The 25,084-nt window shown below is 71.5% G+C and carries 24 protein-coding genes; 11 read left to right on the plus strand and 13 right to left on the minus strand.

What is annotated here, in order from left to right; all coding sequences use genetic code 11:
* The first annotated feature begins 75 nt into the window (after positions 1-75).
* Both ACIQRL_RS26305 and ACIQRL_RS26310 read left to right on the plus strand, forming a co-directional pair.
* Positions 76-1,227 (plus strand): FAD-dependent oxidoreductase, encoded by a 1,152-nt coding sequence (locus ACIQRL_RS26305; protein ID WP_401335886.1) that lies wholly within the window; start codon positions 76-78, stop codon positions 1,225-1,227.
* A gap of 242 nt (positions 1,228-1,469) precedes the next feature.
* Complete coding sequence (locus ACIQRL_RS26310; RefSeq protein WP_401335889.1) at positions 1,470-3,899, plus strand: GH92 family glycosyl hydrolase; 2,430 nt, start codon at positions 1,470-1,472, stop codon at positions 3,897-3,899.
* A 49-nt stretch (positions 3,900-3,948) separates the two neighbouring features.
* Here ACIQRL_RS26310 and ACIQRL_RS26315 read toward each other — a convergent pair whose 3' ends face one another.
* Positions 3,949-4,977 carry a hypothetical protein gene (locus tag ACIQRL_RS26315; RefSeq protein WP_401335892.1) on the minus strand — a complete coding sequence of 343 codons (1,029 nt, stop codon included), beginning with the start codon at positions 4,975-4,977 and terminating at the stop codon, positions 3,949-3,951.
* A 252-nt stretch (positions 4,978-5,229) separates the two neighbouring features.
* On the opposite strand from ACIQRL_RS26315, the gene tgmA reads away from it, so the two are divergent.
* Together tgmA and tgmB are read left to right on the plus strand one after the other, a co-directional pair.
* A complete protein-coding gene (tgmA, locus tag ACIQRL_RS26320) occupies positions 5,230-5,421 on the plus strand; it encodes a putative ATP-grasp-modified RiPP (RefSeq protein WP_382779907.1) in 192 nt (63 codons plus the stop codon).
* A 14-nt stretch (positions 5,422-5,435) separates the two neighbouring features.
* Positions 5,436-6,389, plus strand: coding sequence for an ATP-grasp ribosomal peptide maturase (gene tgmB / locus ACIQRL_RS26325; RefSeq protein WP_401335895.1), 954 nt, complete (start codon positions 5,436-5,438; stop codon positions 6,387-6,389).
* A gap of 23 nt (positions 6,390-6,412) precedes the next feature.
* On the opposite strand, the gene ACIQRL_RS26330 is transcribed toward tgmB, so the two are convergent.
* Positions 6,413-8,056: a serine/threonine protein kinase gene (locus ACIQRL_RS26330; RefSeq protein ID WP_401335896.1), complete on the minus strand. Its 1,644-nt coding sequence runs from the start codon at positions 8,054-8,056 to the stop codon at positions 6,413-6,415.
* Between the two features lie 389 nt (positions 8,057-8,445).
* Here ACIQRL_RS26330 and ACIQRL_RS26335 point away from each other — a divergent pair, with 389 nt between their 5' ends.
* Together ACIQRL_RS26335 and ACIQRL_RS26340 are read left to right on the plus strand one after the other, a co-directional pair.
* Positions 8,446-9,939: a serine hydrolase domain-containing protein gene (locus ACIQRL_RS26335; RefSeq protein WP_401335899.1), complete on the plus strand. Its 1,494-nt coding sequence runs from the start codon at positions 8,446-8,448 to the stop codon at positions 9,937-9,939.
* Positions 9,940-10,061: 122 nt separating this feature from the next.
* Entirely contained in the window at positions 10,062-10,517 is a 456-nt protein-coding gene (locus ACIQRL_RS26340; RefSeq protein ID WP_401336466.1) for a hypothetical protein, read from the plus strand.
* Between the two features lie 3 nt (positions 10,518-10,520).
* Here ACIQRL_RS26340 and ACIQRL_RS26345 read toward each other — a convergent pair whose 3' ends face one another.
* Both ACIQRL_RS26345 and ACIQRL_RS26350 read right to left on the minus strand, forming a co-directional pair.
* Positions 10,521-10,760 carry a hypothetical protein gene (locus ACIQRL_RS26345; RefSeq protein WP_401335901.1) on the minus strand — a complete coding sequence of 80 codons (240 nt, stop codon included), beginning with the start codon at positions 10,758-10,760 and terminating at the stop codon, positions 10,521-10,523.
* Positions 10,761-10,988: 228 nt separating this feature from the next.
* Positions 10,989-11,204 (minus strand): hypothetical protein, encoded by a 216-nt coding sequence (locus ACIQRL_RS26350; RefSeq protein WP_401335904.1) that lies wholly within the window; start codon positions 11,202-11,204, stop codon positions 10,989-10,991.
* Between the two features lie 155 nt (positions 11,205-11,359).
* On the opposite strand from ACIQRL_RS26350, the gene ACIQRL_RS26355 reads away from it, so the two are divergent.
* The gene (locus tag ACIQRL_RS26355; protein ID WP_401335907.1) at positions 11,360-11,851 is read left to right on the plus strand and encodes a VOC family protein; all 492 of its coding nucleotides are present in this window, start codon (positions 11,360-11,362) and stop codon (positions 11,849-11,851) included.
* 28 nt (positions 11,852-11,879) lie between these two features.
* Here the strand turns inward: ACIQRL_RS26355 and ACIQRL_RS26360 are convergent, their stop codons facing one another.
* From ACIQRL_RS26360 to ACIQRL_RS26400, 9 genes are all read right to left on the minus strand, one after another.
* Complete coding sequence (locus ACIQRL_RS26360) at positions 11,880-12,230, minus strand: UBP-type zinc finger domain-containing protein (RefSeq protein WP_401335910.1); 351 nt, start codon at positions 12,228-12,230, stop codon at positions 11,880-11,882.
* The gene (locus ACIQRL_RS26365; protein WP_401335913.1) at positions 12,227-13,669 is read right to left on the minus strand and encodes an ATP-binding protein; all 1,443 of its coding nucleotides are present in this window, start codon (positions 13,667-13,669) and stop codon (positions 12,227-12,229) included. Before ACIQRL_RS26365 ends, ACIQRL_RS26360 begins: the two co-directional genes overlap by 4 nt.
* Positions 13,666-15,342 carry an FAD-dependent oxidoreductase gene (locus tag ACIQRL_RS26370; RefSeq protein ID WP_401335915.1) on the minus strand — a complete coding sequence of 559 codons (1,677 nt, stop codon included), beginning with the start codon at positions 15,340-15,342 and terminating at the stop codon, positions 13,666-13,668. Before ACIQRL_RS26370 ends, ACIQRL_RS26365 begins: the two co-directional genes overlap by 4 nt.
* A 96-nt stretch (positions 15,343-15,438) precedes the next feature.
* Positions 15,439-16,752 (minus strand): DUF4032 domain-containing protein, encoded by a 1,314-nt coding sequence (locus ACIQRL_RS26375; RefSeq protein WP_401335917.1) that lies wholly within the window; start codon positions 16,750-16,752, stop codon positions 15,439-15,441.
* A gap of 52 nt (positions 16,753-16,804) precedes the next feature.
* Entirely contained in the window at positions 16,805-17,629 is an 825-nt protein-coding gene (locus tag ACIQRL_RS26380; protein ID WP_401335920.1) for an amidohydrolase family protein, read from the minus strand.
* Between the two features lie 74 nt (positions 17,630-17,703).
* Complete coding sequence (locus ACIQRL_RS26385) at positions 17,704-18,549, minus strand: N-formylglutamate amidohydrolase (RefSeq protein WP_401335923.1); 846 nt, start codon at positions 18,547-18,549, stop codon at positions 17,704-17,706.
* 67 nt (positions 18,550-18,616) lie between these two features.
* Positions 18,617-19,069 (minus strand): Crp/Fnr family transcriptional regulator, encoded by a 453-nt coding sequence (locus ACIQRL_RS26390; RefSeq protein WP_401335926.1) that lies wholly within the window; start codon positions 19,067-19,069, stop codon positions 18,617-18,619.
* 161 nt (positions 19,070-19,230) lie between these two features.
* On the minus strand, positions 19,231-20,034 hold the full coding sequence (locus ACIQRL_RS26395; RefSeq protein WP_401335929.1) for a VOC family protein: 804 nt from the start codon (positions 20,032-20,034) through the stop codon (positions 19,231-19,233).
* 219 nt (positions 20,035-20,253) lie between these two features.
* Positions 20,254-20,469 carry a DUF4177 domain-containing protein gene (locus ACIQRL_RS26400; RefSeq protein WP_151467464.1) on the minus strand — a complete coding sequence of 72 codons (216 nt, stop codon included), beginning with the start codon at positions 20,467-20,469 and terminating at the stop codon, positions 20,254-20,256.
* A 217-nt stretch (positions 20,470-20,686) separates the two neighbouring features.
* Here ACIQRL_RS26400 and ACIQRL_RS26405 point away from each other — a divergent pair, with 217 nt between their 5' ends.
* The 4 genes from ACIQRL_RS26405 (at position 20,687) to ACIQRL_RS26420 (ending at position 24,900) form a co-directional block, all read left to right on the plus strand.
* Positions 20,687-21,328, plus strand: coding sequence for a DUF6629 family protein (locus tag ACIQRL_RS26405; protein WP_401335932.1), 642 nt, complete (start codon positions 20,687-20,689; stop codon positions 21,326-21,328).
* A 93-nt stretch (positions 21,329-21,421) separates the two neighbouring features.
* Positions 21,422-22,174, plus strand: coding sequence for a L,D-transpeptidase family protein (locus tag ACIQRL_RS26410; protein WP_401335934.1), 753 nt, complete (start codon positions 21,422-21,424; stop codon positions 22,172-22,174).
* Between the two features lie 162 nt (positions 22,175-22,336).
* Positions 22,337-23,035, plus strand: coding sequence for a response regulator transcription factor (locus tag ACIQRL_RS26415; protein WP_401335936.1), 699 nt, complete (start codon positions 22,337-22,339; stop codon positions 23,033-23,035).
* The gene (locus ACIQRL_RS26420; protein ID WP_401335938.1) at positions 23,032-24,900 is read left to right on the plus strand and encodes a sensor histidine kinase; all 1,869 of its coding nucleotides are present in this window, start codon (positions 23,032-23,034) and stop codon (positions 24,898-24,900) included. Before ACIQRL_RS26415 ends, ACIQRL_RS26420 begins: the two co-directional genes overlap by 4 nt.
* Positions 24,901-25,084 lie beyond the last annotated feature (184 nt).

Consider the following 25,084-nt stretch of genomic DNA (forward strand, 5'->3'; position numbering starts at 1 on the left):
CCACGAGCCGCCACCGAGAGCCGACGCCGCTTACCCCCCGTACAAGCCGTACGCCCTGAACAAGGAGAACCAGCCATGACCAACACCCACCACTCCATCGCGGTGATCGGCGCCGGTCTCGGCGGCCTCACGCTCGCCCGCGTCCTGCACCTGAACGGCATCGAGGCCGCCGTGTACGACCTCGACGCCTCGCCCACCGCCCGCCCCCAGGGCGGCATGCTCGACATGCACGAGGAGTCGGGCCAGGCCGCGCTGCGCGCCGCCGGGCTGTACGACGAGTTCCGCGCGGCCATCCACGCCGGCGGCGAGGCCATGCGTGTCCTCGACCAGCACGCCACCGTCCGGATGGAGGACGCGGGCGAGAACGCGGCACGCCCGGAGGTCTCCAGGGCCGCCCTGCGCGACATCCTGCTCGGCTCGCTGCCCGAGGGCACCGTCCGCTGGGGCGCCAAGGTCACCGGGACACGGACGGCCCGGGACGGACGCCACGAGGTGACCCTCGCCGACGGGAGCGTCTTCACCGCCGACGTGCTGATCGGCGCCGACGGCGCCTGGTCGAAGGTACGGCCACTGGTCACGGACGCCACCCCGGCCTACGCCGGCATCTCCTTCGTCGAGATGCATCTCCTCGACGCCGACACCCGTCACCCGAAGGGCGCGGCCGTCGTCGGAGGCGGCATCCTGTTCGCGCTCGCCGAGGAGAAGGGCCTGCTCGGCCACCGTGACCCGGACGGCTCCCTGCATGTCTACGCGGCCCTGCGCACGCCCGCCGACTGGGCGGTCTCCGGCGCCGTCGACTTCACCGACACCGAGGCGGCCCGGCGGAGCCTCCTGGAGCACTTCGAGGGCTGGGACGAGAGCCTGCGCTCCCTCATCGCGGAGGCGGACGGCGAACTCGTGGCCCGGCCGATCCACGCCCTGCCGCCCGGCCTGCGCTGGGAGCGCGTCCCCGGCGTCACGCTGCTCGGTGACGCCGCGCATGTGATGTCCCCGTTCGCCGGCGAGGGCGCCAACCTCGCGATGCTCGACGGCGCCGAACTCGCCGCCGCCCTCGTCGCCCACCCCGGCGACACCGAGAAGGCCCTCACCGTCTACGAGGAGGCGCTCTTCCCGCGCTCCGAGGCCGCGGCGACCGAGTCCGCCGCGAACCTCTCGATCTGCTTCAGCCCGGACGCACCGCAGACCCTCGTCGACCTGATGAACCAGTACCGGGACGACACCAACTGACGTACAGAACGGCAGGTATGACGACTGATCAGTGAATTCCGGTTCGCGTCGGCGGGCATCTCGCCGCCCTCGCGGCCGGACGGGCCCACCCTTCACCACGCCGTCACCCTCCGGACGCGCACGTCACTTCCGGCACTCCCGGGCGCCCTCTATTCTCGCGCCCGGGCCGGGGTCCGGGGCAGTCGCCGGACATCCGGTCCGACCTGTCCTCGCACCCTGTCCGTCGGAAGGTGACACCTCCCATGCGCCCCTCATGGCCGCGCACAGCAAGACGGTTCGGCAGCAGGTCCGCCGCCGTGCTCGTGACCACCGCCCTCGCCCTGGCGACCCCGTTCCCCGCCGACGCGGGCGTCCCCGCCGTGGAGCGGCCGGCGTCCCTGGTGGACCCGCTGATCGGATCGGCGAACAGCGGCACGACCTACCCCGGAGCCACGCTCCCGCAGGGGATGATCGGCTGGTCCCCGACCAGCACGACCGGCGACCAGACCAGCACCGGGGCCGCCAACGGCTACCAGTACAACGTCACCCGCATCCGCGGTCTGAGCCTCACCCATGTCAACGGGGCCGGATGCAACCCCGGTGCCGCGGGCGACGTCCCGATCATGCCGTACGTCGGTGACGTCACGTCCTCGCCCTCGGCCGACACCAAGGACGCGGTGTACGCGTCCAACTTCTCGCACACCGCCGAGAAGGCCGTACCCGGGCGTTACTCGCTCGGCCTCGCGTCGGGCGCGTCGGCCGACCTCGCGGTGAGCAGGCGGGCGGGCGTCGCCGACTTCACCTTCCCGGCGGACCGACCCGCCAACCTGCTCTTCCGGGTCTCCAACTCCCTCAACGGCAGCGAGGACGCGCAGGTCGACATCGACACCGCGCACCGCAAGGTGACCGGCTCTGTGCTGACCGGCGCGTTCTGCGGACGCCGCGCCAACGGCGGCACGAACAACCGCAAGAGCTACTACCGGCTGTACTTCAGCGCGTCCTTCGACCGGGACTTCTCCTCCGTCGGCACCTGGAAGGACGGCACGCTGTCCGCGGGGTCCACCACCGCCTCGGGCGGGGAGGGCTACGCCACCGGCGCGGACCGTGCGGGCCGCGGCTCCGGCGGCTATGTCGGCTTCGACACCAGTGCTGACAACGATGTCCACATGCGGATCGGCATCTCGTACGTCAGTCTCGGCGGCGCCGAGGCCAACCTGCGCCGCGAGATCGCACCGGACGCGAGCGTCAAGGACGTGGCCGACGCGGGCACCCGCGCCTGGAACCGCGAGCTGAGCACCGTCCGGGTCGACGGCGGCACCACCGACCGGCGCACCACCTTCTACACCGCGCTCTACCACGCGCTCATGCAGCCCAACCTGATCAGCGACGCCGACGGCCGCTACTACGGCATGGACGGCGCCGTGCACCGTCTCGCCCGCGGCCAGCGCGCGCAGTACAGCAACTTCTCGGGCTGGGACCAGTACCGGGCCCAGATACAGCTCCTCGCCCTGCTGAAGCCACGGGTCGCGGGAGACTTCGCCCAGTCCCTCTACAACTTCGCGCAGCAGAACGACGGGGTCTGGGACCGCTGGGTGCACATCAGCGGGGCCACCCACGTCATGACGGGCGACCCCTCGGCGGCGACCGTCGCCACCTTCTACGCGATGGGCGTGCGCAACTTCGACTACGAGGGAGCGTTCGACTCGCTCGTACGGCAGGCCACCGTGCCGCGCCCCGAAGGACTCCTGGACGCCGGCTGCCCCGGTCAGTGCGTGGGCCAACGGCCCAACCTGGCGCAGTATCTGACGTCGCACTACGCGGCGCAGGACGTGTGCCACTGCTGGGGCGGGGCCGCCGAGACGCTGGAGGACGCGGTCGCCGACTCGGCGCTCGCCAAGTGGGCGCGGCTGCTCGGCCGCGACCAGGAAGCGGCCGTCTTCGCCGAGCGGGGCGCCTACTGGCGCAATGTGTTCAACCCCGCCGCCACGGCCGACGCCGGATACATCCAGGCCCGCAAGCTGGACGGGTCCTGGGTGACGCCGTTCGGCCCCGGCAGCGACCTCGGCTTCGCGCAGGGCACCAGCGCCACGTACACCTGGATGGTCCCGCAGGACGTCCAGGGGCTGGCCGCCGCCATGGGCGGCCGGGAGACGGCGGCGGCACGGCTGGACGGCTTCTTCCACAAGGCCGACGGCTCCTGGTCCGTGCGCGGCGGGGACGCCCTGCGCTACGACCCCACCAACGAGCCCGGCATCCACGCGCCCTGGCTCTACAACGGGCTCGGTCAGCCCTGGAAGACCCAGGCGACCGTCCGGCAGATCCTCGACACCGACTACGGCACCGGCCCCTCGGGCCTGCCGGGCAACGACGACCTCGGGACCATGTCCGCCTGGTACGTCTTCTCCGCGCTCGGTCTGTACCCGCAGACCCCGGGCAGCGCGACGATGCTCCTGGGCGCCCCGGTCTTCCCGCGCGCGCTGGTCCTGCGGCCGGGCGGCAAGAGCATCGTCATCAGCGCGCCCGACGCGGATGCCACCCACCTCTACATCGACTCCGTACGGGTCGACGGACGCCCCACGCAGCGCTCCTGGACCGGCGCCGGTCTCACGACCGGGGGCGGCACGGTGAGATTCCGGCTCGGCGAGCAGCCCGACACCACATGGGCCACCGCCCCCGAAGACCTGCCGCAGTGACCGCCGGGCCGCGCGGGAACACCCGTTCCCGCGCGGCCCAGCGGCCCGCTCACTCCCGTCCTGCCGCCCCGCGCAGTGCCGCGATGGCGGTGCCGATGGCCTGCTGGAGCTCCTCCAGACGCTGCACCATGTCGTCCTCGTAGATGTCGTCGGCGTCGTCGAACGTCAGCTCCTCGAAAACCTTGGTGGCCTTCTGCAGGCTGCTGTAGAACTTCGTCCGGCGTTCCTGGACGCGCAGTTCGGGGTCGGCCTCCACCGTCTCGACGACGAGGTTCTTCATCGTGTCGTACGCCTCCGTGGCCCACTCTCCCGCGTCCTCGCCCTCGTCGAGCTCGTCGAGGAGGGACAGATGCCGCTCGGCCTCGGAGCGCAGCTCGGCCGGTGCGTCCAGGGTCTGCCCGGCCGGTGTCCTGATCTGGCCCTTCTCCGCGATCTGGCGCACATAGCCGATGCGGTCGGCCGCCCGGTTCTCGGTGGCGACCGCCTTCTTCAGTTCGTCCGTGCGGGAGATGTCGCGGGCCAGCTCGGTCTGGAGCGCCGGGTCCTCCTTCACCCGGTCGAGCAGCGCGGCCCGCGCGGCCTTCGCCGTGGAGGGGTCGGCGAGGATCGCCGCCCGCAGCGCCGTCGGGTTCTCGGCCACCTCCAGGGCCTTGGTGGGACGGATGCCCTCGGCCTCCGCGGCCTCGGCGATGGCCGTGCCGCGCTCGGAGGCGGCGCTCGAACGGGAGGCGTAGTACGTGGACCAGGCGTCCGCGTCCGGCAGTTCGGCGTCCGCGCCGGGCAGCAGGGTCTCGAAGTGGGGGACCAGGCCGTCGTCGGCGGCCCGGTCCCAGGCCTTGTAGTAGCGCATGACGCGCTCGGGCGAGCAGCCGGCCAGTGCCGCGAACTCCTTCGCGGACACCTTCCGTGTCTCGTCGGCGGACTGCCCGCCGGGACGGACGCTGCGCGCCACCTTCAGCGCGAAGGCCCAGCCACCGTTGCGCGCGTAGGCGCCGAAGTCATGCGCGTCGCGCTCGATGGGGTCCGGAACGTCGTTCTGCTCGGCGGCGTCTTTGGACGTGGTGATGGCTGCGGTCACCGGGAACTCTCCTGGGGTGGTGGGGCGTTGATGTCACACAGGATGAAGCTATGGCCTAAGGTCTGCGTGGAATCAAGGTGACACTCGGAGACCGCGGCCAAGCGGACACCCCAGTAAATCCGAAATGTGCAAGCTCAGAAACGACGCGATGTGATGACCTTCACCCCGATGTGGCAGAAAGTGATGAATTCCTTACGGCTGTGTCACGTACGGGTGTGTATTGGCCATCGCGCGACCGCGGGAGGATCTTTCGTGCGACCGTTCACTCTCAACTACGCCCGGCCCTCAGGGCAGTCGGCCGCAATACCCCCGTACCACTTCGACGTGTCCCTGCAACTGAACGTGCTGCCCGACGGCAGACCGGCCGTCAGCGATCACGCGTTGCTGATGGCGACCGGCACCACGACGTCGACGGCCGGTTCCCAGACGCACTTCGACGACTGACGGATGCCGCGCGCATGACGGTTCTCATACTCACGGCCGAACAGGACGTCACCGCCGACATGGTGGTGGCGAAACTGCACGATCGGGGCGTGCCCATGGTGCGCCTCGATCCCGCCGACCTGCCCGGCAAGGCGGTGCTGTCAGCCGACTACGCCCACGGTGACTTCGACGGCTATCTGTCGGTCAACGGCCATGTGCTCAGCATGGGTGGCCTGCGCTCCGTGTGGGTGCGCAGGCCCGGCGAGCCGGCGGCCCATGCCGCCGAACCCTCGGCATGGCTCACCGCCGAGACCAGGCAGGCCCTCTTCGGCATGCTCTACTCGGCTTCGACCCGCTGGATGAACCACCCGCGCCGCGCCGAGCAGGCCCGGCACAAGCCCTGGCAGCTCAGGGTGGCCCACAGCAGCGGATTCGCGGTGCCGCCCACCGTCATCACGACGGCTCCCCGGGTGGCCCAGGAGTTCGTCCAGGAGTACGGGGACGTGGTGGTGAAATCGGCCTCGGGGCCGCCGCCCGGCGAGACTCCGGCGGCCCTGCCCACCACACTGGTCGGACCCGGCACGGACTTCTCCGGTGTGGCGGCCGGCCCCGCCCTGCTCCAGCGCTACATTCCCAAACGCGCCGACATCCGGCTCACGGGGATCGGCACGCGGCTGTTCGCCGCCCGCAAGGCCGCCGAGCCCGGCCAGGTCGACGGCCGGTTCGGCGAGACGGGGAACGGCTGGGAACCCACACCCGTGCCCCATCGCATCGCCCGCTCGGTCCACGACTACCTCGCCTTCACCGGACTCGCCTACGCGGCCTTCGACTTCGCCGAGGACGCGGAGGGCATCTGGTGGTTCCTCGAGTGCAATCAGGGAGGCCAGTTCGGCTTCGTGGAACTGGAGACCGGGCAGCCCATCGCCGACGAGGTCGCCGTGTGGCTGGCGCAGCGACGGTCCGGTCTCCGTATCCCGGAAGGACATTGACATGAGCGATCGGTGACGGTCGATCACTTCGAGGTCGGGCGGAAGGAGTTGAGGAACGTCTTCAGCGCCTTCCGGTTCGCGGTGGTGTCCCAGTCGGCCGCCGGAGTCGTCCAGCGGAGCGAGAATCCCCGGTGGTCGCCGATGAGGAAGCCCCGGCCGAAGGTGCGCACCCGCACTCCCGCGGACACGGAGTACCACTCCATGTCCGCGCCCTTCAGGCCGCGATAGGTCACCGGCTGGATGTCGCCCACCCGTTGGTAGTCGGTGGAGACCGCGCGCAGGGACGGCTCCAGGGCACTCCAGACGGCCACGGGGTCCGGACCGAGCTGGGTGCTGTACGTGACGGCCAGGGTGCGCGGATCACCGCTCGCGCCGAAGGTCACCCGGTAGGCGAGGTCGTCGGAGGACTGTGTCTCCACGGGTTTCCAGCCCTGTGGGAGCGCGACGGCGAACCCCTGGGGTGCCCGGTAGAGGGAGAAGCCGGCCGGTACCGTCGCGCTCCCGGACGGGGAGGGGGAGGGGGAGGGGGAGGAGGACGGCTTGGAGGACGCCGTCGGTGTCGGGCCGGGCTGGGCTCCGGCGGCGGTGGGGTCCGCCGACGGCGTGCTGGCGGCCGCCCGTGACGGTGCGGAGCCGGACGCGGAGGCATTGCCCCCGCCCGGCAGTCCGCCCATCGAGGCGAACACTCCTACGGCGACGACGGTGACCGCGAGCGCCCCGCCCAGCAGAACAGGCCGGCTGACCGGCCGGCCTTCCCGGGTGCGCCCCGGGCGTCCCTCGTCCACGCCCGCGTCGCGGACGTCCCCGGCGGGGTCGAGGAGATCGGGCAGCGGTTCCAGGGGCGTGGTCTCTTCGAGGTTCTGCCGGAGGATGCGCGTCAGCGCCTCGCGCACGACGGCTTCGGGCACCCGCTCCACGGGGTCCCAGCGCAGCAGGCCCAGAATGGCGGGCGCGAGGGGGCCCGCGTTCCGCGGTGCCCTGACCGGCAGCCGGTCCACCGCCTTGAGCGTGGCCTCCGGCTCCCCGCGGTCCCGTACGGCCGGTCGGCCCTCGACCAGCGCGTACATCATCGCGCCCAGCGCCCAGAGGTCCGCCGCGGGTGCGCCGCCCTCACGACGGGCCTGTTCCGGGGAGGCGTACGAGGGAGCGGTGACGCGCGTAGCGTCGCCGGCCGCCGCCAGTCCGAACCCGGTCACCGTGACGGTGCCCTGCTCGTCGGCCCACACCTGGCTCGGGCCGAGTTCGCCGTGGGGTAGTCCCTCGCGGTGGGCGGCCGTGAGGACGTCGAGGACACCGAGCCCGAGGCCGGCCGCCCGCACCGGGTCGACGGGACCGAGCAGGAGGAGTTCGGTCAGCGGGACGCCCGGCGGCCGCTCCGTGACGGTCCACACGAAGTCGCTCCCCTCGACCACGTCGAGGACCGCGGCCACCTGGCCGGGACAGGCCGGACCCAGGATCTCGGCCGCGCGCAGGATCCGGTCGGCGGCGGGCTCCCGAGGCTTCTCGCCCCGGTGCTCGGCGACGCGCGACCGGGTCAGTACGACGGGCCGTCCGAAGGCCGTGTCCTCGCCGTGCCAGACGGTCCGGCCCTCTTCGCGCAGGGCGACCTCGAGCAGCCGGTATCTCTCGGCGATCAACTCGCCCGCGGAGTCTTGCGCCTTGGCCATCGTCATCCTTCGTCGCGTACCGGTCACTCACCTTTCCCAGAAGTACGCGGGACGTGACGAAGAGTGTTCAACGGAAGACGGATGGAGATACCTGTTTTTACTCGGCGGCCACGCCGTCGCGCACCCGTACGAACACTTCAGGCCCGCGTTCCCCGTCGATTCACCGTCCGGTCCCCTGGCCGCCATAGCAGTCCGCGAAGTCCCGTGACCCGACAACTCGACGTCTGGAGAGGGAAGTTGACGCCATATCAGGAGGGGACGCGGGCTGCGTCGCCGCCGGGAGATGGACACGGGTGGGTCTCCCGGGAAAGATGCCAGATGCACACAATGCCCGCTGCCGATCGTGTCCCGTCGCCGCGTACCGCCCGAGCCACCCGGAGGCCGCCCGTATGAGTGCCCGACCGCTGCCCGTCAGCCCGCCCGCCGAGCAGGGGGTCGACGCCTCGGGCATCGCCGCCTTCCTCGACGCCGTCGAGGCCGACCCGGACATCGAACCGCACAGCCTGATGATCCTGCGCCACGGGCACCTCGTCGCCTCCGGCTGGTGGGCGCCGTACACACCCGAGCGCCTCCAGCTCCTCTACTCGCTCAGCAAGAGCTTCACCTCCACGGCGGCCGGATTCGCCGTGGCCGAGGGCCTGTTGGACCTGGACCGCCCGGTGATCTCGTACTTCCCCGAGTTCGAGGCCGACATCACCGACCCGCGCAGCCGCACCATGCTCGTCCGGCATGTCGCGGCCATGGCCAGCGGCCACCTCGCCGAGACCTACCCCGACGCGCTCCGGCTCGACCCCGAGGAGGCGGTACGCGGCTTCCTGCTGATCCCGCCGGACCGCGAACCCGGCACCGTGTTCGCGTACAACCAGTCCGCCACGTACACACTCGCCACGATCATCCAGCGGGTCACCGGTCTGTCGCTCACGGCGTATCTGCGGCCCCGGCTGTTCGACCCCCTGGGCATCGGGGAGACCGCCTGGACGCGGAACCGGACCGGCCGGGAGATCGGCTTCAGCGGCCTGCACGCCGCGACCGACGCGATCGCGCGGCTCGGCCAGCTGTATCTGCGCGAAGGCGTCTGGGAGGGGCGGCGGCTGCTGCCGGCCGCCTGGATCGCGGAGGCGACCCGCGCGCACGTCGCGAACGCGGACGGCACCCCCGAAGGAGCCCGGTCGGACTGGCAGCAGGGCTACGGGTTCCAGTTCTGGCGAGGACGGCACGGATACCGCGGCGACGGGGCGTTCGGACAGTTCTGCGTCGTGCTGCCCGAACACGACGCGGTGATCGCGACGACCGCGGCGACCGACCGGATGCAGGAACTGCTGGACCTGATGTGGCGGCACCTGCTGCCCGCGTTCGGCACCGCACCGCTCCCGCCCGGAGGCGACGGCGACGACGCGCTGCGCCGACGGCTCGCCCGGCTCGCGCTGCCGCCGGTGGCGGCCGGGTCCGAGCCCCTGGAGTCCGCGGACGCGTGGTCGGACGCGGAGTTCGTCCCCGCCGGAGGCGTCTGCGCGGACCAGCGGACGCTGACCGGGGTCGTCGTCACCGAGGGCGACAAAGGACCGTGCGTCACGCTGGTCGAGGGCGACCGGCGGATCGAGCTGCGGCTCGACGGAACCGGCTGGACCGTCGCCCCCGGCCGGACGCCCACGGCGGTGAGCGGTGGCTGGACCGGCCCGGGAACCCTGCGCGTCGACGTGCTCTTCCTGGAGACCCCGCACCGGCTGACCGTGACCTGCTCCCTGCCCGACCGCACCTTCACGGCCCGCTGGCACACCACCCCGCTCCACGCCCGCTCCCTCGAATCCCTTCACGCACCGTCACAGCCGTCGCAAACCGGCCATCGGAAAACGCCACACCGCGCCACCCCTTCCGCCACGTAGAGATATCTACCAACATGCGTATGTCGAGGTCCTGACGGGCAACCGAGGGCTTTCGGCCGGTGCCGCCTTCCGCGCCTGCCGAGCGGAGGGGACTATCTCCGGGGTGATCCGTGACGAACGTGATGTGGACGCAGAGCGTGGAGTGGCTCGCGGCGGCCGCCATGAATCCGAGAGCGTGCAAACGGGAGTGGGACCAGGGGAGCGGGAGTGTCCTGCTGGAAGCCGGGCGGTACTGGGACGTGCTGAGCGTGCCCGAACAACTCGGCCTGCTCGCCCTGGACATCCTGTGGTCCGACCCGGTCCAGGTACCGGGCCCCACGCTGGTGGACTGCGCGGCCCGCCGCGTCGGCTTCTTCCTGCCGCCCGACCCCGCCAGCCGCTGGGAGGGATCGGGGCTCCGCCACCTCGGCAAGGGCTCGTGGATCGCCGTACCACCGCCGTACCGCTCCGCGGGACCGCTGGAGTGGATCATCCCGCCGGACGGGACCGGTGCCCTGCACCCCGCCCTCTCCCTGGAAGTCGCGCTGCGCCAGGCCAACGGCACGCTCGCCGTCCTGGCACCGCTCGCCGAGGAATAGACGTCACAGGCCGGACACGCCCCGCGGCACGGGAACCGCGGGAACGGATCCGTCGGCGCCCTTCTCCGGAACGGGTGCCGCGAAGGTGGCCCACAGCACCTCGCGGGGTTCCGGGACCAGCCGGCCCTCAGCCCGCCACTCCGCGACGAGCTGGGCGTAGATCGGCGGGTGGCCGCCCTGATGACCGGGAGGGCCAGGACGGCCGGACGGCCCGGCGGAGGCCCGGCCCGTGCCCGTACCCATGACCGTCCCGGCGCTCGCACGGCTACCCGCACCCGCGCGAGCGGGAACGTGTCGCAACGCTTCGTGAGTGCTGTCCATGCCCGAGCAACGTGTGCGCACGCGCTCGTGGAACGCGCCTCGCCGATGACCCACCGGGTCGGGTGAGCGCGCCCCCCGTTCGGAGCAACGCCAGGACCGGTGCCGCGGAGGAACCGCGCCGCGCTGTCCGCCGCGGAGGAACCCCGCCCGCTATCCGGCCCCGTAGAAGTGCGCCTGGCCTCCGCGCCACTTCACCCATGCCGGATCGTCCAGGAGATCCTCCGCGTCCGGCAGACCGGCCCGGCCGAGGAACTCCATCAGATCCTCGTCCGAGAACGCCACGCCGAGGTTCTCACCCCGCGCGGTCACCTCGCGGCCACTGGTATCCAGGGCCGGATGCACAACCAAAGGAGCCCGTCCGGACATGTCTCCAGGATCGTCCTTCGCGCCGCGCCGCGCATCCGGACAGGCGGACGCGGGCGGTCGCGAAGCCGTCGTACGGCCTGAAGTGGTTGTATTCGGTGAAGTGGTCGTCTTGAGTACCAACGGCGTTTGCCGCATCTCTGGGTGAGGAGCTTTCGATGGGTGCGTTGGACCTGACAGCGATCGAAGCGGAGCGTCAGCGGATCCGGGACGCCCATCTGATGCCGGAGAGGCCGGCGAGCACGGCCCGCGGCGTGCACCACGTGGCGCTGCTCTCCTCGGACGTGGAGCGGACCGTACGGTTCTACCAGGGCGTCCTCGGTTTCCCCCTCACCGAGATGATCGAGAACCGGGACTACAAGGGCTCGACCCACTTCTTCTTCGACCTCGGCAACGGCAATCTGCTCGCCTTCTTCGACTTCCCCGGCCTCGACCTCGGCCCCTACGCGGAGGTCCTCGGCGGACTGCACCACCTCGCCATCTCCGTCGACCCCGTCACCTGGCGCGGCCTGCGCGAGCGACTGGACACCGCCGAGGTCACGTACATGGAGGAGAGCGGCACCTCGCTCTACCTCCGCGACCCCGACGGCGCCCGGATCGAACTGCTCGCCGATCCGCTCGGCGAGATGTACGGCAACACGGTCCTCTGAGCCCGGGCCCCGGGCCGGAGTCCGGGCCTCAGCGCAGCGTCTCGGCCCAGTTCGCCGGAACGCGCCCGGCGGGACCGGGTGTGGGCTGGTCGAGCGGATGGCTCACCGGGGGAGCGAGCTCGGGACCGGACTCGTACAGCTCCGAGGTGTCGTAGTCCCAGAACCAGTTCTCGCCCGGTTCGAAGCTCTGGATGATCGGGTGCCCCGTGCCCCGCGCGTGGGCGGTGGCGTGCTTGGCCGGGGAGTCGTCGCAGCAGCCGACGTGCCCGCACTGGGCGCAGCGCCGCAGATGGAACCACCATCCGCCGGCCGCGTCGCACTCCGTGCAGCCGGTGCCGCTCGGCGGGACGGAGGGGTCGATTCCGTTCGGTGTGGTCATGACGACTCCTCGGAGGTGTCCGCGACGGTCAGGGGCAGGCGCACCTGGAAGCGGGTGTCGCCGGGAACGGACTGCACCAGCAGACTTCCGTGGTGCTTGTTGACGACGATCCGCCAGGAGATGTCCAGGCCGAGCCCGGTGCCCTCGCCCACCGGTTTCGTGGTGAAGAACGGGTCGAAGATGCGGTCGCGGATCTCGGCGGGCACCCCGGAACCGGTGTCGTGGAACTCGACGAGCACCTGGTCGCCGTCGAGCGCGGTCCGCACCGTCAGCTTCCCCTCGCCGTCCATCGCCGAGACGGCGTTGTCGATGAGGTTCGTCCATACCTGGTTCAACTCGCCCGGATAGGCCGGGATCCGCGGCACCGACCGGTCGTACTCCTTGACGACCTTGATGCCGGAGCCCATCTTGCCGGCGAGCATCATCAGGGTGCTGTCGAGCAGTTCGTGCACGTCGGCGACCTGGTAGGGCGCGCGGTCCATCTGTGAGTACTGCTTGGCCGCGTCCACCAGGTGCGAGATCCGGGTGGTGGAGTCCTCGATCTCGTTCATGAGCAGTTCGGTCTCGACCGTGTAGTTCAGCCAGCGGACCGCGCCTTCGAGGGTCGGTCCGTCCACGGCCGCCGCGACCCGGTCCAGCCAGTCGGTGTCGAGCCCCGCCTGGACGAACGTGGGCGCGAGCTGCCAGCCGCCCGAGATGTCGTGGTCGTCGAGCCAGTCGGCGAGCGCGTCCTCCCGGTCGGAGGCCTCCAGCGGGCTCAGCGGGGTGGCCTTGGCGACCTGCTCGGCGGTCCGCTCCTGGATCTCGACCAAGGTCTCCAGAGTGTCGCGCGCGTACGGTCCCGACGCGATCACCCCCAGTTTCTGCCGCATGTGGGCCACCCGGTCGCGCAGCGCGGAGGTCGCCCGCACGGCCGCCGCGGCCGGGTTGTTGAGCTCGTGGGTGAGACCGGCGGACAGCGAGCCGAGTGCCAGGAGCCGTTCGCGCTGCCCGATGGTCCGCTGGGTGTTCTGGCTGCCGAAGAACATGCCCTCCAGCAGATGGACGGCCATCGGGAACCAGTCCCGCAGGATGGCGGAGAACGTCGCCGCGGGCAGGACGAAGAACCGTGAGGGCTCGGTGACCCGCATGGAACCCTTGTACTGGACGTCCTCCGGGCCGCTGAGATACGCCTGCATCGCACCCGCGTACACCCCGCGCTTCGAGGTGCGGCTGATCTCGACGTCGTCCGCGCCGACCCGGCGCGACATCACCACCGTGCCTTCGAGGAGTACGTAGAAGCAGGTGGCCGGATCACCCTCGGTGTACACGGGTCCGGGGTCGAACTGCTCGGTCCGGCCCTCCCGGCACAGCCGGTCGAGCTGGTCGTCGTCGAGCTTCTCGAACAGGAAGAGCGTGCTGAGTTCCGCCGCGTCGCACGGCACCGGCCGCCCGCTCACGACTGCTCCAGATAACGGTGGACGAGCATGACGGCCATGGCTCCCTCTCCGACCGCGGACGCGACCCGCTTCGCCGACTCGGCGCGCGCGTCCCCGGCCACGAACACACCGGGCACATTGGTTTCCAGGTGGTACGGGGGCCGGTCCAGCTCCCAGCCGCGGGGCGGCTGCCCGTCGACTGTCATGTCCGGGCCCGCGACGATGAATCCGCGGCCGTCCCGCAGCACCGTGCCCTCCAGCCAGTCGGTGAGCGGGGCCGCGCCGATGAACAGGAACATCCACTGCGCGTCGACGAGTTCGGTGTGGCCGCTCTCCACGTCGCGCAGGGTGAGCTGCTCCAGATGGCCGTCGCCGTGCGCGGACTCGACGACCGTGCCGGTGCGCACCGAGATGTTGGACGCCTCGCCGATCTGCTCGATCAGATAGTGGGACATCGAGGCGGACAGCGAGGGGCCGCGCACCAGGAGGGTGACGGACTTGGCGCCCCGGGCCAGATACATCGCCGCCTGGCCGGCCGAGTTCGCCCCGCCCACGATGTACACGTCGTGGCCCTGGCAGGCGGCCGCCTCGGTCAGCGCCGAGCCGTAGAAGACGCCGCAGCCCGTCAGCTCGGCCAGGCCGGGCGCCTGGAGCTGCCGGTACGACACCCCGGTCGCGAGGATCACCGCGTGCGCGGAGATCGCGGAGCCGTCGGAGAAGCGGATCGTGCGCGAGGCCCCGGTGACCTCCAGTCCGGTCACCTCACGCGCGGTGAGGATCTCGGCGCCGAACTTGGCCGCCTGCCGTCGCGCCCGGTCGGTGAGCTGCCCGCCGGAGACGCCGTCGGGGAAGCCGAGGTAGTTCTCGATCCGTGAGCTCTGGCCCGCCTGGCCGCCGGTCGCGGACCGTTCGACGAGCACCGTGCGCAGTCCCTCGGACGCGCCGTACACGGCGGCACCGAGCCCGGCGGGCCCGCCGCCGATCACGACGAGGTCGTAGAACTCCGAGGTGGGTGTCGTGGCGAGCCCGACGTGTGCCGCGATCTCGTGGTCGTCGGGCTCGACGAGCGGTGTGCCGTCCGGGGTGACCACCAGCGGCAGCCGCTCCCCGTCCTGCCCCGCGGCGCTCAGCAGCCGCTGTCCCTCGGGGGTGTCGGACGAGTACCACCGGTAGGGCACCTGGTTGCGGGCCAGGAACTCCCGGACGCCCGACGAACGCGCCGACCACCGGTGGCCGACCACCTTGCAGGCGCCCACGGGCCGGTAGTCGCTGGCCCGCCACGCGGCCAGGAGATCGTCGACGACCGGATAGAGCTTCTCCTCCGGCGGGTCCCAGGGCTTGAGCAGGTAGTGGTCGAGGTCGATGACGTTGATCGCGTCGATCGCGGCGTTGGTGTCCGCGTACGCGGTCAGCAGCACCCTGCGGGCACCCGGATACACATCGAGGGCCTGTTCCAGGAACTCGATGCCGTTCATCTGCGGCATCCGGTAGTCGGCGAGGATCACGGCCACCTGGTCACCGCGCAGTTTCAGCTCGCGCAGGGCGTCCAGGGCGGCGTCCCCGGATTCGGCGCGCACGATCCGGTGCGCCTCGCCGTAGCGGCGCCTGAGGTCCCGCGCGACGGCGCGCGACACCCCGGGGTCGTCGTCGACGGTCAGAATGACGGTCCGCGCCGGACTGGCGGCCTGGGTCATACCTCTCCCACCCCGAGACGGTCAGTTGCGTTCCGGCCGAGCGGCCACCACGAGGCACCGCAGGGCAGGTACAGAGCCAATCGTATGTACGATCGGTCACCTTTGCTCGGGAACGGGGTACGCGCGGGGCGGCTCCGGCGCGTCAGCCGGGACCGGCAGGGGGCCGCGCACCTCGGGCAGGATGTTCGTGACGTAGTCCTCGACCGCCGCGTCCATGCCGATGTCGTGCTGGGCGCGCTCGGACAGGAACCAGCGGTGTTCGAGGAGCTCGTGGTACAGCTCGGCCGGATCCATGGAGCCGCGCAGATCCTGCGGCACCGCACGGACCGTCGGCCGGAACACGTCCCGCACCCAGCGGTGGGCGAGCACCTCCGGACGGGCGGCACGCGGGTGCCCGCCGCCCGGACCGGGCCGGGAGCCCGGCCGGGGGCCGCTGGGCGCGTAGTCCTCCTGGGTGGCCATCCAGCTCTCCAGGTCGTTCAGGAGCCGGCGGGCCTGGTTCTCCTCGGTGTCGAGGCCGGTGAGCCGCAGCAACTGGCGCTGGTGATGGCCCGCGTCGACGACCTTGGGCACGAAGGTGACGGTGTCGCCGTTGGAGGAGCTCGCGATCTGCATCTCGGCGACGTCGAAACCGAGGTCGTTGAGGCGGCGTATGCGGCGGTCGATGTAGTGGTACTTGCCGGCCGGGTAGACGGAGGTGCGGGTCAGCTCCTCCCACAGGCTCCGGTAGCGTGCGCAGATCTCCTGGCCGAACTCGATCGGGTCCACCGAGGGGTGCAGGGCGCCGGCCGCCTCCAGGTCCAGCAGTTCCCCGCTGATGTTCACCCGGGCGAGATCGAGGTCGTAGTCCCGCTGGCCGGTGCTGAGCCGCGGGTGCAGATCACCGGTCTCGGCGTCCACCAGATACGCGGCGTACGCTCCCGCGTCGCGCCGGAACAGCGTGTTGGACAGCGAGCAGTCGCCCCAGGCGAAGCCGGCCAGGTGCAGCCGCACGAGCAGGACGGCCAGCGCGTCCATCAGCCGGTGCATGGTGGCCGGCCGCATGGTCGTCTCGAACATCGACCGGTACGGCAGTGAGCCGCCCAGATGCCGGGTGATCAGCACGGACTCCAGCGGCTCTCCCGCCGCGTCCGTGCGGCCGGTGACCACGGCGAGCGGGTCGACCGCGGGGATGCCGAGCCGGTCCAGGCCGAGCAGCAGCTCGTACTCGCGCACCGCGGGCCGCTCGGCGAGTTCCTTGACGGCCACCACCTCGTCACCGGCGCGCGCGTAACGCACCACGTGCCGGGAGATGCCGCGCGGAAGCGGCACCAGAAGGTGCTCCGGCCACTCCTCCAGGGGCTGCTGCCACGGCAGTTCGAGCAGGAGCGCGGGATGCTCCGGGTTGGTGGCGCTGATCCGCAAAGCCATGGCCGGGCCGCCCTCCTCACCTCAACGTACGACGCTGTTCCGGCTCCAGCATCTACGAATGATCGGGGAGACGGAAGACGCGCCGGGCGTTGCCCGAGAGGAACAGCTCGGTGGTCTCCTCGTCCAGGCCCAGTTCACCGAGGTGTTCCAGTGCCCGACTCGGCGTGATCATGGGGTAGTTGGAGCCGAAGAGGACCTTGTGCCGTCCCCGGCCGCGCAGATACTCGACCAGCTCCGGGGGGTAGCGGCGGGCGGTGTAGGCGCTGGTGTCGATGTACACGTTCGCGTGCTTGTCGGCGACGGCGATCATCTCGGTGGTCCACGGGTAGCCGATGTGCCCGCAGACGATGGTCAGTTCGGGGAAGTCGAGCGCGACCTGGTCGATGTACGGGATGGGCCGGCCGGTCTCGGAGGGGCGCAGCGGGCCGGTGTGACCGACCTGGGTGCAGAAGGGGACGCCGAGTTCGGCGCAGGCGGTGTACAGGGGGTAGTAGAGCCGGTCGGTGGGCGGCAGTTGCCACAGCCACGGAATGATCCTCAAGGCCACGAAGCCCAACTCCTCGACGGCCCGCCGCAGTTCCCGCACCGCGGCGACGGGGCGGGTGAGGTCGGCGCCCGCGACCCCGTGCAGCCGGCCGTCCGACCGCGCCACGAATCCGGCGACCTCGTCGTTGGTGATCAGGGCGCCCTCGGGCCCGTACCAGGCGGAGGACAGACCGGTGTCCACGTGGGCCGCCGCCAGCGCGGCCACCGTGACCTCGACCGGCATCTCCTCCTCCAGCACCTTCATGCCGGTCCAGCGGCGCAGTGACTCGAACATCTCGTGGTTGGAGTGACGGAGAGTGGGGTGCTGCATCCACGCGTCGACGACCGCCATGGTCCTGTGCCCTTCCCGAAACGGTGGCTGAGCGCTTGCTTACCATCGACCCTAGGAGGTCCCGCGCTCCCTGGCTAGCCGCCCACGGTGTCGGCGCTCCGGGTCCACCCGCCCACGGCGTCCACCAGCGTCGTCAGGGCCGCGACCAGACGCGGGAAACCGGGGCCCACCGGCCCTCCCGGCTCCTTCATGTACGTGTCCCGCCGCACCTCCACCATCAGCGCGGCGACCCGCGGTTCCCGCTCGTAGTGCCGCAACGGGACGTACGCGCCCGAGAACGGGCTGTCGATCCCCACACCGCCGAGCCCCGCGAACGCCTTCTCCGCGAGCGCGACCAGTTCCGGCGGTGTGTGGAAGGAGTCGGTCCCCAGGCAGACCGGCGGCCGCGGCCCGTCACCGTGCAGCTCGTAGGGCAGCCGGGCCGCCGGATACGAGTGGACGTCGATGATCACGGCCCGCCCGGTGGCGGCCAGCCGGTCGGCGACCGCGTCCGTCATGGCCCGCGCGTAGGAGTGGAAGTAGGCGTCGAGCAGCGGCCGCGGATCGACGCCCGCGGGCCGGAGCGGCGCCCGGTGCGTCGTCCGCGTGTAGACCGCGCCCATCCCGACCGAGAGCATCTCCTCCCGCTCGTCCGGGAAGCGCTCGGGATCGACGACGAGCCGGGACAGCCGGTTGACGAACCGCCACGGCGTCAGCCCGGCCGCCTCGGCCGCCTCGGCCGCCAGTTCGGCGGTGTGCGCGTCGGTGATGTGGTCCAACTCGCTCTCCAGAGCCTCGTCGCCGAGGACGATGCCGGCCCGGACGGGCGCCGGAATCTCCCGGGAGGAGTGCGGCACGTGCAGGATCACGGGGGAGTGGACCGCGCCGGGCAGGAGCGCGAAGGAGCCCGGGGCGTCCCGGGGATCGAGGATGTCGTTCATGGAGATCACTGTCGCAGCCGGGTCCGACACCGGGCCGGACCTGATGCCCGACGCCGGCCGCGTGCCCTCAGCCGGCGCCCCCGCGCCGTGCGTAGTGCTCGATGAGCGCCGCCCGGGTCGTTTCGAGACGGTGGGCCAGGATCGCGCCGATCGTCCGGGTCAGCGACAGCTCCAGCGTCGGATCCCGGTCGAACAGCGTCCGTACCTCGGCGGCGTCGAACTCGTAGGCGCGCACCGGGCTGAAGGCCTCGGCGCCGAAGTCCCAGGTATGCGGGCGGAACAGCCACGACCAGCCCAGCAGGTCGCCGGGCCCGAGCTGCGCGACGGTGATCCTTCGTTCGGCGATGACCCGCTGGTACAGGGAGACCGTTCCGGAGCGGACCACCCAGAAGCGGTCGGCGGTGCCCCCCTCCTCGAAGATCGGCCCGTCCGCGGGAAAGGAGACCTCGCGGGCCACGCTCATCAGCCGTTCGCGGTGTTCCGGGGAGAGAGCGTGCAGGAGCCGGAGAGCAGTGGGCATCGCGGACCTCCATCGGGTCGCCGCACGGCCACGGGGGCGGCGGCGCCTGTCGTGCCGGTGGTATCCCGTCATCCTCCATTGGAGCCCGAACGGAGTAATCCGTCGCGTCGTGGGCCGCGCGACTTCACCTCGGGGCGGTCGTGAGCGACTCGTCCGCGGTGTCATCCGGCGGCCCGGGAGGTCACCGTGAAGCGAGCCCCTTCGGGGTCGGTGAGGACGGCTTCCATCGAGCCGACACCCTGCTGATGGGCGGTGCCGCCGTTGACGCGCGCCGCGCGGACGCAGGCCTCCACGTCGTCGACCGCGAAGTGGATCTGCCAGTGCGGTCTGAGGGTGGGGTCGGGGGCGGACCCCACCGCGCCGGAGTAGATCCGGGCCACCACGTCGCCGAGGCTGCGCAGGACGACCTCGTTCTCCTCGTAGCCCACCTCGCAGGCGCCGGGGACCCCGGACGCCCAGCCCAGCACCTCCCCGTAGAAGATGGCGGCGTCGAAGGCGTCGCGGGTGTGCAGGCGGATGAAGGCCGGGGCCGCGCTGCGCCAGCGTTCCCACCCGGACACCAGGGCGCCCTCCCAGATGCCGAAGACCGCGCCGTCCCGGTCGGCCAGCAGCGCGCCCCGTCCCGGTGGCAGTGAGATCGGCCCGACCGCGGTCGTACCGCCGCGTTCCTGGCTCCGGGAGACCGTCTCGTCCGCGGAGGCCACGGCGAAGAACGGGGTCCAGGCGACCGCCATCCTCGCCACGAAGTCGACCTTGGAGATTCCGGCGACCGGAATCCCGGCGACCCGGGCGATCCGGTACTGGTCGCCCATCCGGGTGCCCGAGGCCCATTTCCAGCCGAGCACCGCCGTGTAGAAGCGCTCGGCGGCCGGCAGATCGCGGGTGGTGAGGCTGACCCAGCACGGCGCGCCGAACACCGACTGGGTGGTGACGACACCGGTGGGGAGTGTTCCGTCGCTCTTCATCGCCGTCCGTCCTGACCTCACTGGGCCGTCCGTCCCGACCGCACTGGCCGGCAGCGGTCGCGCGGGGTGCGGGGCCCTCGTGGGGTCCCCGGACGTGAGTTCAGCAGTGGGAGGCCTTCCGTGCCGGAAGGCCTCCGACGGCTTCAGTAGCACCTGCGGATCCGCTGTCCCATCAGCAACAGCATCTCCCGCCTCGGCGCCGCTCGCACGACACGAGCGTCAGGCGCGCGGACGCTCCAGGGTGAGCAGCAGCCCCTCCACGGCGCCGGGGCCTATGCGGCCCTTGACGTCCGCGGCCGTGATCGCCTTGAGCGCCCAGCCGTCCTCGGCATGCTTGTTCAGGACCTTTTCCAGCTTGTCGCTGTCCAGCGCGTCGCCGATCAGCGACTCTCGGAACGTGACGACCTTGTATTCGAAGGTGTACGGGGTGCTCATGGTTGCGGAGCTCTCCTGCGTGTTGGATGGCATGACAGGGGCCCACCCAATCACTCTTCGCGGGCGCGGCACAGGGGCGAACCGGACCGTACGGATACCTTTGTTGAAACTTCATGAAGTGCCTGGCCGTAGAAGGGCACCGACCGGCCGGCCGTACGGCGTCGTAGCGTGTACTCCGGACGACGGGATCTTGTGACGGCGGATTCGGGGTGGCGCGATGTGCTGGAGTGCGACGGCCGATCTGGTGGCCGGTGCCGGTGTCGCCGCGGTCGGGGTGGCCTGTGTCGTTCGGACGCGGCGGACGCGTGATCTCCCGCTGGCCGCGCTGCCGTTGCTGCTCGGCGCCCACCAGATCGTCGAATCCCGGGTATGGGACGCCGGTGGCGGTACGGGTCCCGCCACCGTGGCCTGGGCCGTGATCGCCCTTCCGCTGCTGGCGGTGTGGGTGCCGGCGGGTGTGCTGTGCGCGGCACCGCGCCCTGCCCGGCGCCGGCTTCTGGTTCCGCTCGCCGCCGGAGTCGCGACCGCGACGGCGCTCGCCCACGCCATGGCCGTCCATCCCGTGCGGGCCGAGATCCGCGGCCACACCATGGGCTACGCCGTCGACCTGCCCCAGGACGAACTGGTCATCGCCGGCTATCTCTTCGCCACCGTCGGCGCGCTGCTGATGTCCGGCGACCGGGGGTTGCTGCTGCTCGGGGTGCTGGTCGGGGCGGGCGCGGCGATCTGCTGGTCGCTGTGGGAGCTGGAGTTCGTCTCGACGTGGTGCGCGTTCGCGGCGGTCGTGTCGGTGTGCCTGCTGGGCTGGGTCAACTCGCGGGAGGCGGTGGCCTCGCGGGAACGGGTCGATCACGTGTGATGTGACGGCACCGGTGATCCGGCGCGACCCGGGTAGTCGGCGAAGCATGGACGACCTGACGAGTTCCTCAAATGTGTCGGTCAGGGTCGACGCATGATCAACCCAGCACACCGTGTTCCGGTGGCGATCGTCGCCGCCTCGTTCCTGCTCGCCGGCTGCGGAGGCGGCCCGGCCGAGAGGCTCGGTCCCGGCGGCTCACCGGCGCGTCCCGGCGCGGCGAGACCTGTTCCCGCCCCGACCTCCTCGCGCGCGGTGACGCCGAGGCGACTGCCGGGCATCGGGCCCGGCACCTTGGCCTCCATCCCGTCGCGGACCCGTCAGGCCGTCGTGGTGACCGGCCGGGGAAGGAACTCCCCGCTGTCCACCGTGGTGCTCTACGAGCGTACGGAGGCGGGCTGGCGGGCGGGCCCGAGCAGGCCCGCGCACAACGCCCTCAAGGGCTGGACCGACCACCACCACGCCGGTGATCTGCGTTCCCCCATAGGCGTGTTCACGCTGACGGACGCCGGCGGGCTGCGGCCCGACCCCGGCACCCGTCTCCCGTACGACCGCTCGGGCGCCTTCACCTCACCCGGCACGGGCTTCGAGGGCGAGCCGCTGGCCGGCTCCTTCGACTACGTGGTCGCCATCAACTACAACCGCAGCCCCGGCACCACACCCCTGGACTGGACCCGGCCGCTGGGCGCGGCCCGCGGCGGAGGCATCTGGCTGCACGTGGACCACGGCGGTCCCACGCACGGCTGCGTCGGGCTGCGCGAGAACGACCTCAAAGAGCTGATGCGCGCTCTGGACCCCGCCCTCCATCCCGTGGTGGTCATGGGCGACGCGGCCTCCCTGGCACGCTGACACCCCTTCCGGGAGGCTCGCCGGCACGGTGCACCTTCCGGAAGGCCGCACCGGTATCCGGACCCACCCGCAGTGTCCCCGGAAGATGTGAGGAAGGTGTCAGGGTGTGGGAAGCCCCTCTCACCGGCCGATTCGTGCCCCGCACCCCCTACCATCGGCCGCGTGTGCGCATATGTGCTGGTCGCGGAGGACGATGAGAAGCAGGCGGAGCTGATACGCCGCTCACTGCTGGGCGAGGGTCATACGGCGACCGTCGTCCACGACGGCCGGGCCGCCCTCGACGAGGTCCGGCGGCACCCGCCCGACCTCGTCGTCCTGGATCTCATGCTCCCGGTGGTCGACGGCTTCGGGGTGTGCCGGGCGCTGCGCGAGAACGACGACATTCCCGTCCTGATGCTGACCGCCCGCTCCACCGAGGACGACGTACTGCTCGGCCTGGAACTCGGCGCGGACGACTACATGACCAAGCCGTACAGTCCACGCGAGCTGATGGCCCGTATCCGTACGGTGCTCCGACGCGGCGGACGGTCCGCCGGAGAGCTCCGCGGCGATCCCGTCGTCAGGGCCGCCGGGATCGCGGTCGACCCGGAACGGCACACGGTCCTGTGCGACGGCTCGCCGGTGGACTGCACTCCGGGCGAGTACGAGATCCTGCTCGCCATGGCGGGCGAGCCCGAACGGGTCTTCTCCCGGCGGCAGTTGCTGCACCGCACCCGCGGCATCGACCGGGCCTCCACCGAACGGGCCATCGATGTGCACATCATGAACCTGCGCAAGAAGATCGAGGCCGATCCGCGCCACCCGACGCGCCTGCTGACCGTGTTCGGCGTCGGGTACAAACTCGCGGGCGACCGGGCGTGAGCCGCGCCGTGCCGCTGCGCAGGAGCCTGCTGGTGCGGCTGTTGGTGACCTCCGTGCTCATCGCGCTGTGCTCCGTGGCCGCGACCGCCTGGCTCGCGGTGCAGACCACCACCCGGGCCATCCAGGAGGAGCAGGGCCAGGTGCTCGCCGAGGACATGGACATCCTCAGCCGGCTCAGCGGATACGCGGCCACCCATTCCGACTGGTCCGGTGTCGCCGGGACGCTGCGCACGATCTCGCGGAGGACGGGCCGTCGCATCGCCCTGACCACCGGCGACCGCACCCCCTTCGCCGACTCCGCGGCACGCGGCACCTCCCTGCCGCCCCGGGCCGCCGCCACCATCGACCCGCTGCGCACCGACACCTACACGGAGCCCGGGGCGCAGAGGTCCGGCGTCGACCCCCGCGCGGTGGGGCCGTACCGGCTGCCGGCGACCGAGCGCCTGCTGGTGGCCAAGCTGGCCACGGTGCGCCAACTGTGCTTCGCGCGCAACGGTGTTCGGACCCGCACGGACCGGATGCCGAGCGGTCGTACCGTCCTGACGGACGAGGACGGGAGCGCCGACTCCGGCTATGTGCCGACCGAGTGCGCCGACGGGCTGCTCAACACCCCCACCCCGACCGAGCGGAAGGCCCTGGACGCTCTGTCCGCGCTCACCCGGACGTGTCTGGACCGGCACCAGGTGCTCCTCGGCCGGCCCGTGGCACTGTCGCTGGCGGCCACCGGCGGAGCCACCCCCGCCCCCTACCTGTTCGAGAAGAGGGGGGTCGACCGGAACGGTGCCCTCGCCCGGACGGCGAACGCCTGCGTCGACGAGGCCCGGCGTCGTCAACTCGCGCCCTACGTGGCCCCGGTGGCCCAGCTCTTCCTCGGCACGGGGGACAGGCCCGTCCCCCGCTTCGACATGTCCACGGCCAACAAGGCCAAGGTGTTCGGTGTCGCCGGACTCGTCCTCGCCCTCACCGTGGCCGTGACCGCGCTGGTCGCCACCCGGCTCGTACGCCCCCTGCGCGCGCTGACCCAGGCCGCGAGGCAACCGCCGGAACGGCATGTACGGGTGCCCGTCACCACCCAGGACGAGACCGGCATCCTGGCGCTCGCCTTCAACGAACTGACCGAGCGCCGCGAGCGGATGGAGGCGCAGCGCAAGGCGATGGTCAGCGACATCGCGCACGAACTGCGCACCCCACTCACCAATATCCGCGGATGGCTGGAGGTGGCCCGCGACGGCCTCGTCGAACCCGACCCGGAACTGCTGTCCTCCTTGCACGAGGAGGCCGTGGTCCTGCAGCGCGTCATCGACGACCTCCAGGACCTCGCGGCCGCCGACGCGGGCACCCTGCGACTGCACCGCGAGGAGGTGCGCGCCGACGAACTCCTCGAACAGGTCGCCGCGGCCCACCGGGTCGGAGCGGAGGCCGCCGGTGTCCGCCTGGTGACCGAGGTGGCCGGCACCCCCTGGCTGGACGCGGATCCCGTACGGATGCGGCAGGCGCTCGGCAACCTGGTGTCCAACGCGACCCGCCACACCCCGGCCGGCGGCACGGTCACCCTCCGCGCGCACGATGACGACCTTCACGTCGTGTTCCAGGTGGCCGACACCGGCGGCGGCATCGCTCCCGGAGATCTGGCGAGCGTCTTCGACCGGTTCTGGCGTGCGGAGAAGTCCCGCAGCCGGCGCACCGGCGGCAGCGGCCTGGGCCTCGCCATCGTCCGCCAACTCGTCGCCGCCCACGACGGAACCGTCTCCGTCACCAGCGAAGTCGGCACCGGCACCGTCTTCACCCTGCGGCTGCCCCGCGCCCGGACGCCCGCTTCGCCCGCCTCCGGGTCCGGAGAGCGAGAAGCCCCTTGTTCCCGGTGATCGTGGTGGTGTCGGTACCAGGACCCGTGGTCATGCTCCTGGGAGGGGGCTGGTCCATCCGGTCGGTTCGGCGCAGGGTGGGCGCATGAACAGCATCGAGCACCCGGAGACCAGGAGCCGCGTCACACCGCTGAGGTCACTCCTGGGAGGCACCTACGTTCCGCGACGCACGGTCGGCCGCCCG

It is taken from the genome of Streptomyces sp. NPDC091209 (genome assembly GCF_044757755.1).
In the GTDB taxonomy this organism is placed as follows: domain Bacteria; phylum Actinomycetota; class Actinomycetes; order Streptomycetales; family Streptomycetaceae; genus Streptomyces.